Source organism: uncultured Corynebacterium sp., assembly GCF_902782855.1.
In the GTDB taxonomy this organism is placed as follows: domain Bacteria; phylum Actinomycetota; class Actinomycetes; order Mycobacteriales; family Mycobacteriaceae; genus Corynebacterium.
The window spans coordinates 1-8,339 of sequence record NZ_CACZOO010000188.1 but is presented as its reverse complement, the minus strand read 5'-3'; the positions used below and the strand labels follow the sequence as shown (position 1 = coordinate 8,339).

The following is an 8,339-nucleotide window of genomic DNA, read 5'->3' as shown; positions in this document are numbered from 1 at the left end:
GATCCAGTATGAGCAGCCCGTCCGGGTCGTTGGACTCGATGCCGAACTGCATGCCGTACAGTTTTTTCTCCTCGCAGGCGAACGCGGCGGCGATGCCATGGCCGTGCGCGGTGACGGTGAAGCCCTCCGGAGCGGCGGAGACGGCGTCCCCGTGGCTCATCCAGACCTTGTGGGTGCCCTCGAAACCGGTGTGCAGCGACCCGCCGTCGACGGTGATGTCGGTGCGGCCGTACTCACGGTCACCGGTCTGGGAGACCGTGCCGCCGAGGGCGTGGGTCATGGCCTGGAAGCCGTAGCAGATACCGAAGACCGGCACGCCCAGTTCCAGCAGACCGGGCTGCAGGGCAGGGGCGCCGTCGGCGTAGACGGAGGAGGGGCCACCGGACAGGATCAGCGCCGCGGGATTCTTCGCGGCGATCTCCTCGGCGGACATGGTGTGCGGGACAACCTCGGAGTAGATCCGGGCCTCACGGACGCGGCGGGCGATGAGCTGCGCGTACTGGGCCCCGAAATCCACCACGAGGACCGGGCGCTGACTGCCCGGTGTACTGGGGTTCTCTGGGTGCGTCACGTCCACCAACCCTACCCGACGGCGGTGATCTCACCGGCAGGTGCCGGACCCTGTTCCGATGCAGTCCCCCGACGCCGCCGGCGGATGGCGACGTGCACCCGCTCGCCTACCCGACGTGCACCCGTGGACACGCGCCACGTTCCGGCTCGACCCGACGCAGGATCTCCCGGGTCACCGCGGCGTTCTCCCCGCGTCCCACCACCAGGAAACGGAGCATCTCCCGCACCGGTGACGCGGACTCCCAGGAGAAGTAGATGTCCGGTACCGCGCCGGTGAAGTCCCGGATGTCCAGGGCGAGCGCGGCAATGGCGTTGGGCACCGCCGTCGCGGAGACCTGAAGCACCGGGACACCGTCGACGGCCCGGCCGGTGACCTCCAGCGGGCTGGCGAAATCACTGGGGTCTCGCACGGTGATCTCCAGGAACACCAGCGGCCGGTCGTCGACGAGCCGGTTGACCCGCCGGATCCGCCGGTCCGCGAGCCCGTACTCCTCCTCCGTCCCCTGTCCGGTGTGCGGGGCGAGCCGCAGTTCCCCGGTCCCGCCGACTGCGGCGCGCAGGATGTTCTCCGCCGCCCGGTCGTAGCGGATCTCGTTACCGCGCAGTTCCAGTGAGCGGCGGGTCCGGGAGATGGCGGAGACCACCAGGATGCCGAGGATGAACCACGCCGCCACCCGCACCCCTTCGGGTCGTTCCACCACATTGGCCACCAGCGTGTACAGCAGGACCGCGGTGACCGCCAGGAACAGGAGATGCCGACGCTGCTGTCCGGCCCGCCGCGCGGAGACCGCCACCGCCACCGCACCGGAGGTCAGCAGGACGAGGACGCCGGTCGCGTAGGCCCCGGACTGGGCGTCCACGTCCGCGCGGAAGAGAAGTACGACGACCACGGCGATGACGGTCAGCACCGCGACCATCGGACGCGACCGTCGCGCCCACTCCGGAGCCATCCCGTAGACCGGGAGGTACTTCGGGATCAGCGCCAGCAGACCCGCCATGGCCGAGGCCCCGGCGAACCACAGGATCGCGATCGTCGCGGCATCGTAGATGTTGCCGACCGGGTCCCCGAACTCCTCGTGGGCGAGCCAGGCCAGGGCCCGGCCGTTCGCCGCTCCGCCTGCGGCCAGGGCATCGGCGGGTACCAGCATCGTCACGCACAACGAGGACGCCACGAGGAAGACACTCATCACCATAGCGCTGGTGGCCACGAGCCGGCGGCCCGAACGGATCCGCGACTCACGCGGATGCCCCGGATCCGTCGGGCGGATCAGCGGCATCACCGACACCCCCGTCTCGAACCCCGACATTCCCAGGGCGAGCTTCGGGAAGACGATGACGGCGACAGCGATCATCGCCCACGGTGAGGAGTGCTGCTCCGCCAGCGCGGCGGTCCAGTGGGCGACATGCCCCTCCTCGGTGACGATGCGCCACAGACCGCGTGCCACGACCATGGTGGTCAGGAACAGGTAGGACGCGACGAGGACGACGGAGACCCGGACGGCCCCGGCGAACCCCTTGAGGAAGACCACCGCGAGCAGTCCGGCCAGGGCGAGGGTCACCGGGATGAGCAGGGGTGAGTGCGAACTGCTGAGCAGATGGGTCGCCGCGTCCGAGGACGACAGGGTCACGGTGACCATGAAGTCGCAGGCGGCGAAGCCGAGCAGCACCAGGACGAGCAGTTTGCCCTTCCATCCGGTGACCATCCGGGCCAGCATGCCGACGGAACCGAGCCCGTCCGGCGATTCCCGGGCGATCCGACGGTAGACCGGCACCGCCCCACAGAGGGTGACGAGGACGAGGACGACGGTGGCGACCGGGGCGAGGGCACCGGCCGCGGCGACGGCGATTCCCGGCTGGTAGCCGAGGGTGGAGAAGTAGTCGACACCGGACAGGCACATGACCTGCCACCAGGGGTGACGGGCGTCCCTGGCCGGAGTGTGGAGTGGGGTGGGGGGCTGTGCGGTGAAGGCGTCCAGCCGGACGGGCGCGGGGCCCTGTGCGTTCTGCATGCGAGGACAAGCTACGCCGCCCACCACAGCCCCACAAGAGCGGGAAACGCGGTGAGCGGCGGAAACCTCCGAAAGGCGGAGGCCATGTCGCACCGGCCGGCACAGGCCGGAACAGGCCGGAACAGCGGAATGCCCGGGGCCGGCGTGTCAGCGCACGACCAGGGGGGCCTTCTGGAAGCTCTTCAGGTCGGTGTAGCCGCACTTGGCCATCGACCGCTTGAGGCCACCGACGAGGTTCTCCTCGCCGAAGGGGTTGTCGGTCGGGCCGAAGAGCAGCTTCTCCAGTGGCACCGTCTCCCGGTTCAGTGTCCCGAAGGCACCGGCGACGGAGTCGACCTCACCGCGTGGCAGCTGCGGGTGGGCGGCGACCGACGGCCAGAAGAAGCCCTGTCCACCGGAGTTCTCCGCGACGGCCAGCGGGGCACCGAGGGAGACAGCGTCCGCGCCACAGGCGATGGACTTCGCGATGTCGCCCGAGGATCCCAGCTCCGAATCGGCGATGACGTGGACGTACCGGCCACCGGTCTCGTCGAGGTAGTCCAGCCGCGCCGCGGCGGCGTCCGCGATCGCGGTGGCCATCGGCACGTCGATACCCAGGGTCGTGGTGTTCGTCGTGGTACCGGCGCCGACGATGACCCCGGCGACACCGGTGCGCATGAGATGCATCGCCGTGGAGTAGTCCACCACGCCACCTGCGATGACCGGGGCGTCGAGCGAACCGACGAACTCGCGCAGGTCCAGCGGCTCACCGTCGGAGTAGACGTGCTGGGCGGAAATCAGTGTGCCCTGGATGACGAGCAGGTCCAGGCCTGCCCTGACGAGCGCAGGAGCCAGCTCACGGGCGTGCTGCGGAGAGACCCTCACACCGAAAGTGACACCCGAGTCACGGACCTGGGCGATGCGCTCGGCGAGCAGACCGGCATCCACCGGAGCAGAGTGCAGTTCCTGCAGGACAGCCTGGGCGGCGAAGCCCGGCTCCGGCAGTCCCAGCGGGTCATCTCCGCCGGCTGCGGCGCGGACCTTCGCCAGGGCGCCGTCAAGGTCTGTCTGGCGGCCCCACAGCCCCTCGGCGTTGATGACCGGGAGGCCACCGAGCTTCCCGAACTCCACCGCGAACTCCGGGGTGACCACGGCGTCCGACGGGTGGGACATCACCGGGATGTCGAAACGGTACGCGTCGATCCTCCAGGTGGTGTCCACGTCATGGGACGAACGGGTACGACGGGACGGGACGATGTCGACCTGGTCGAGACCGAAGACCCGACGGGCCGTCCGACCCATGCCGATGCTGACCTGATCCTGCATGTGGTGATCCTTCTGATCCGGGCTGTGGTTCAGCGCTGGTAGTAGTTCGGGGCCTCAACGGTCATGGTGATGTCGTGCGGGTGCGACTCACGCAGACCGGCACCGGTGATCTGCACGAAGTGCGCGTCATTGAGCTCGGAGACGGTGTGGGAGCCGGTGTAGCCCATCGCGGCCCGCAGGCCACCGACCATCTGGTAGACGATGGCCCCGACATCACCACGGAACGGGATCCGGCCCTCGATGCCCTCCGGCACCAGCTTCTCCTCGCTCTTGACGTCCGCCTGGAAGTAGCGGTCCTTGGAGTAGGAGCGCTGCTCACCGTGCAGGCCGCGCCCCTTCATCGCGCCGAGCGAGCCCATGCCGCGGTACATCTTGTACTGTTTGCCGTTGACCACGGTGATCTCGCCCGGGGCCTCGGTCGTGCCTGCGAGCAGGGAACCCAGCATCACCGAGGACGCCCCGGCGGCCAGGGCCTTGGCGATGTCACCGGAGTACTGCATGCCACCGTCGGCGATGATCGGGACGCCGGCCTTGCGGGCGGGCACCGCGGCCTCGAGGATCGCGGTGATCTGCGGGGCACCGACGCCGGCGACGACGCGGGTGGTGCAGATCGAACCCGGGCCGATACCGACCTTGATGGCGTCCGCTCCGGCGTCGATCATGGCCTGGGCCGCACCACGGGTGGCGAGGTTGCCGCCGATGACGTCGATCCGGTCACCGAACTCCCTCTTCACCCGGGAGACCATCTCCAGCACACCGGTGTTGTGGGCGTGGGCGGTGTCGACGACCAGGGCGTCCACCCCGGCGTCGACCAGGGTGCCCGCCCGGCGCCAGGAATCCTCACCGGTGCCGATGGACGCACCGCAGAGCAACCGGCCGGAAGCGTCCTTGGCCGCGTCCGGGAACTTCTCCCGCTTGGCGAAGTCCTTGACGGTGATCAGGCCGGTGAGCTTGCCGGCCCCGTTGACGATCGGCAGCTTCTCGACCTTGTGCCGGGACAGCAGCCGCAGGGCGGCGTCTGCTGAGACACCCTCCTCGGCGGTGACCAGCGGCATCGGGGTCATGACATCGACGACCTTCGCGGAGAAGTCCTCCTCGAAACGCATGTCACGGTTGGTGCAGATACCGACGAGCATGCCCTCGGCATCCACCACCGGCAGGCCGGAGATACGGTACCGGGCGCACAGGGCGTCCACCTCGGCGATCGTCATGTCGGGGGTGCAGGTCACCGGGTCGGACACCATGCCGGCCTCACTGCGCTTGACGATCTCGACCTGCTCCGCCTGGTCCGCGATGGACAGGTTGCGGTGCAGGATGCCCATGCCACCCTGGCGTGCCATGGCCACAGCCATCCGCCCCTCGGTGACGGTGTCCATCGCCGCGGAGATGATCGGCACATTGAGCGTGATGTTGCGGGTCAGCTGGGTCCTCGTGACCACGTCGGAGGGGATGACGTCCGAGGCCGCGGGAAGGAGCAGCACGTCATCGAATGTCAGGCCGACAAGCTCCACCTTCCGCGGGTCGTCGCCTCCGGTGGTCACGTACTGAACGTCGGTCATGCCCTTGTGTTCCTCCTGCATCCGTGGTCGCCGCCGTGTGTCTGCGGCCGTACCCGTGGTCGCGCGCCGGTCCCGCGCAACCGTGTACCCATCAGAGTAACCCCCGGCGCCCACGCACCTGGCATCGCCTCCGTCGCAGTCCCGGAGCGGACCTGTACGGTGGAGGGCGTGAACTACGATGACGCGCTGATGCCTCCGGACCCCTTCGCCGGGGACCCGAATGACCCGGCGTCGTTCCTGGAACCTGACGACGACTACCCCGAGGAGCCGGTCTCCGAGGAGGAACGGGTCCTGCTGCGGGAAGACCTGGTCAATGTGCGCAGGTTCCGGCAACTGCTGGAACCCCGGGGTATCCGGGGGATCTCGATGCTCTGCGACGACTGTGATGAGCTGCACTACTATGACTGGCCGATCATCCTGGCCAACATCACCACGATCCTCAGCGGGGACGCCGTGCCGGTCCACGAGCCTGGCGCCGCCCCTGACCCCGACGTCTACGTGTCCTGGGAGTACTGCGCCGGGTACGCGGACGCCGTGGACTGGATCGTGCATGAGCACCGGACGACCAACCCCCGGTTCCGTTTCTGACCCCTCCCCTTCCCCCTTGCGCCCGTCCTGCTCCGCGGGCACGGTTGTTGACCGCCCCCGGTCCAGCGGACACCGGGGATCAGGAGCCCCTGACCTCCCCTGTGACCGGCCCAGCGGGCGACCCTTCCTGACCGGTGGCCCCGTCGTCGACATCGACCTTGCCGGAGGTCGGCGTCGGTGAAGCCGGCTCCTGCCCAGTGGGGTCCACGCCCTCACCGGGGGTGTCCGTCCCCGACGGGTCGCCGGAGGCCCCGGTGCCGTCCGCGTCCTCGGGCGGTTCCGTGGTGGGATCAGCCGCGTCGGTCGGGGTGCCGACGCCGGTCTCGGTCAGCTCGGTGACGGTCGTGCTCTCCGCCCCGGTCGGCGCCGCGTCCGCCGAGGGGGATGTGGAGTTCGACGATCCGGGGGTCACTGACCGCGGGGACGTCGGTCCACCGGTCGAGGTCTCCGGGGCCGGGGTGTTCTGCCGGCCGTCGGTGACCTCGTCGTGGGCGGGGATGCCCGGGATCGCCCCCTGGTACACGGCGACCCCGAGACCGCCGACAGCGATCGCGGCGGCAACGCCACCGGCGATCACCATGCCGGTGACGGAGACACCGCCGGCAGCTGCCGCGCGACCGGTGAGACCGGCGAGGATGCCGCCCCGACGGTGGCGACGGTGACGGCCGGAAGCGATCGGGGTGACCGTCGCACCTGCTGCAGCGGCACTCCCGGCGTCCAACAGGGCGTTGATGTCCGGCGGCGCCACCGGAACGGCGGTGGCCGCATCGAGCTCAGCACGTGCGTCGGCGAGCAGACCGATCAGGGGGTCGCCACTGTCAGGACGCTCTCCCGCAGCCAACGCGTCCAACAGCAGATCGAGCCTGGAGACGGCATCTGCGTCCCCTGCCATGCTCTCGATGTCCCGATCGTTCATTCGCGTGTCCTCATATCCTCGTGCCCGCCGTCACGTTCCTCAAGGACCGCCCGCATCTTCGCCAGCGCCCGGAACTGTGCGACCCGCACCGCTCCGGCCGTGGAACCGACCATGGCAGCGGTCTCCTCGGCGGAGTAACCACCGAAGATCCTGAGGGACACGATCCTGCGTGCCTTCTCACCCAGCACATCGAGCAGGTCCGACACTTCGTTACACGAGCTACGGTCGAGTGTCAGCGACTCCGGGGTGTCCGTCGTCACCTCCTTGTCCGGGATCTCGTCGGTGGGCACCGACAGGTCCCTGCCCTGGGAACGGCGGGCGTCCACGATCTTGTTCGCGGCGATACGGTAGACGAAAGCCATGAAGGGCCGCCCCTCCTCCCGGTACCCGGGCAGCGCCTTCGCCACCGCAAGACAGATCTCCTGGGTGAGATCCTCAGGTGTGGGGTAACGCGTGACGGGGATGCGCAGACGGCAGTAACGGAGAACCACAGGATGGATGATGTCGATGACCCGCTGGAGAGCCCCCCGGTCCCCGTTCACCGCTGACGGGACCAGCCGTGAGAGCTGTTCGTCCGTGTCGTCGGTAGCCTTCATCGTCCCGTCTTCATCCATCGCCCACGCCCCCTCTGATGACAGGGCCACCGATGAAAATTACCACAGACCAGGCCGTGGACCGGCACCGTTCGAATATCTCTCGAACACCCCGCAGGCGCTCACGCGGGCATCCCGTGGACGGCGCCACGCTGCAGCCACCCCCTTATCGGGGGGCCTCCCGTTGTCTCGCGCTGCCGAACCGCGACGACTGCCCTAACGTGTGTTTCCCGGCGAAATGCGGATCGAACTGGGGTTAGCCGGCATCGGACACATGGCGCGAACATTCGTCATCTTCCGCACAAGAGCCTGTTACGTGGCGTTCACGAACGGGGGCGAAGCTGTGTTCATCGGATCACGACACCGCGATCCGGGGAACACCACGTCACTGACCGAACGTCACGAGGAGAATTTCCATGCCGCAGCCGAGCCAGCTTCCGGGACCGACCTCCGATTTCTGGGAGTGGCAGCTCCGCGGCGCATGCCGGGGAGCGGACTCCGCGGTCTTCTTCCACCCCGACGGGGAGCGCGGCCGGGCCCGCGCCATGCGTGAACACCGCGCCAAGGCCATCTGCCGGGAGTGCCCGGTGCTCGCCCGGTGCCGGGAGTACGCTCTCGCGGTCGGCGAGGTCTACGGCATCTGGGGCGGAATGAGCGAGTCCGAGCGCGCCGCCGCCGACCGCCGACAGCACGGCGGACGCATCGTCGCCGGGCGGACCGTCACCGGGCGCACCGTCGCACAGATCGGCCACACCACCCGCGAGGTCCGGGTCTCCGCGTAGCACGCCGGGACCGGGTC

Annotated in this window: 8 protein-coding genes; 2 read left to right on the top strand and 6 right to left on the bottom strand. The window is 69.1% G+C overall.

What is annotated here, in order from left to right; all coding sequences use genetic code 11:
• The 4 genes from guaA to guaB all read right to left on the bottom strand — a co-directional run.
• Window positions 1-577 (bottom strand): glutamine-hydrolyzing GMP synthase (guaA, locus tag QZV72_RS08255; RefSeq protein ID WP_297007188.1); only part of this gene is annotated, 577 nt, incomplete at its 3' end.
• 100 nt (window positions 578-677) lie between these two features.
• Window positions 678-2,579, bottom strand: coding sequence for an amino acid transporter (locus QZV72_RS08250; RefSeq protein WP_297007184.1), 1,902 nt, complete (start codon window positions 2,577-2,579; stop codon window positions 678-680).
• Window positions 2,580-2,726: 147 nt separating this feature from the next.
• A complete protein-coding gene (locus tag QZV72_RS08245; RefSeq protein WP_297007181.1) occupies window positions 2,727-3,884 on the bottom strand; it encodes a GuaB3 family IMP dehydrogenase-related protein in 1,158 nt (385 codons plus the stop codon).
• A gap of 29 nt (window positions 3,885-3,913) precedes the next feature.
• Window positions 3,914-5,443: an IMP dehydrogenase gene (gene guaB / locus QZV72_RS08240; protein ID WP_297007179.1), complete on the bottom strand. Its 1,530-nt coding sequence runs from the start codon at window positions 5,441-5,443 to the stop codon at window positions 3,914-3,916.
• A 168-nt stretch (window positions 5,444-5,611) separates the two neighbouring features.
• On the opposite strand from guaB, the gene QZV72_RS08235 reads away from it, so the two are divergent.
• Entirely contained in the window at window positions 5,612-6,031 is a 420-nt protein-coding gene (locus tag QZV72_RS08235) for a DUF5319 domain-containing protein (protein ID WP_297007176.1), read from the top strand.
• A gap of 79 nt (window positions 6,032-6,110) precedes the next feature.
• Here QZV72_RS08235 and QZV72_RS08230 read toward each other — a convergent pair whose 3' ends face one another.
• Window positions 6,111-6,947 (bottom strand): hypothetical protein, encoded by an 837-nt coding sequence (locus QZV72_RS08230; RefSeq protein ID WP_297007173.1) that lies wholly within the window; start codon window positions 6,945-6,947, stop codon window positions 6,111-6,113.
• Window positions 6,944-7,543 (bottom strand): sigma-70 family RNA polymerase sigma factor, encoded by a 600-nt coding sequence (locus tag QZV72_RS08225; RefSeq protein WP_297007190.1) that lies wholly within the window; start codon window positions 7,541-7,543, stop codon window positions 6,944-6,946. The genes QZV72_RS08230 and QZV72_RS08225 overlap by 4 nt, the downstream gene beginning before the upstream one ends.
• A gap of 413 nt (window positions 7,544-7,956) precedes the next feature.
• Here QZV72_RS08225 and QZV72_RS08220 point away from each other — a divergent pair, with 413 nt between their 5' ends.
• A complete protein-coding gene (locus tag QZV72_RS08220; RefSeq protein ID WP_297007170.1) occupies window positions 7,957-8,322 on the top strand; it encodes a WhiB family transcriptional regulator in 366 nt (121 codons plus the stop codon).
• Window positions 8,323-8,339: the final 17 nt, after the last annotated feature.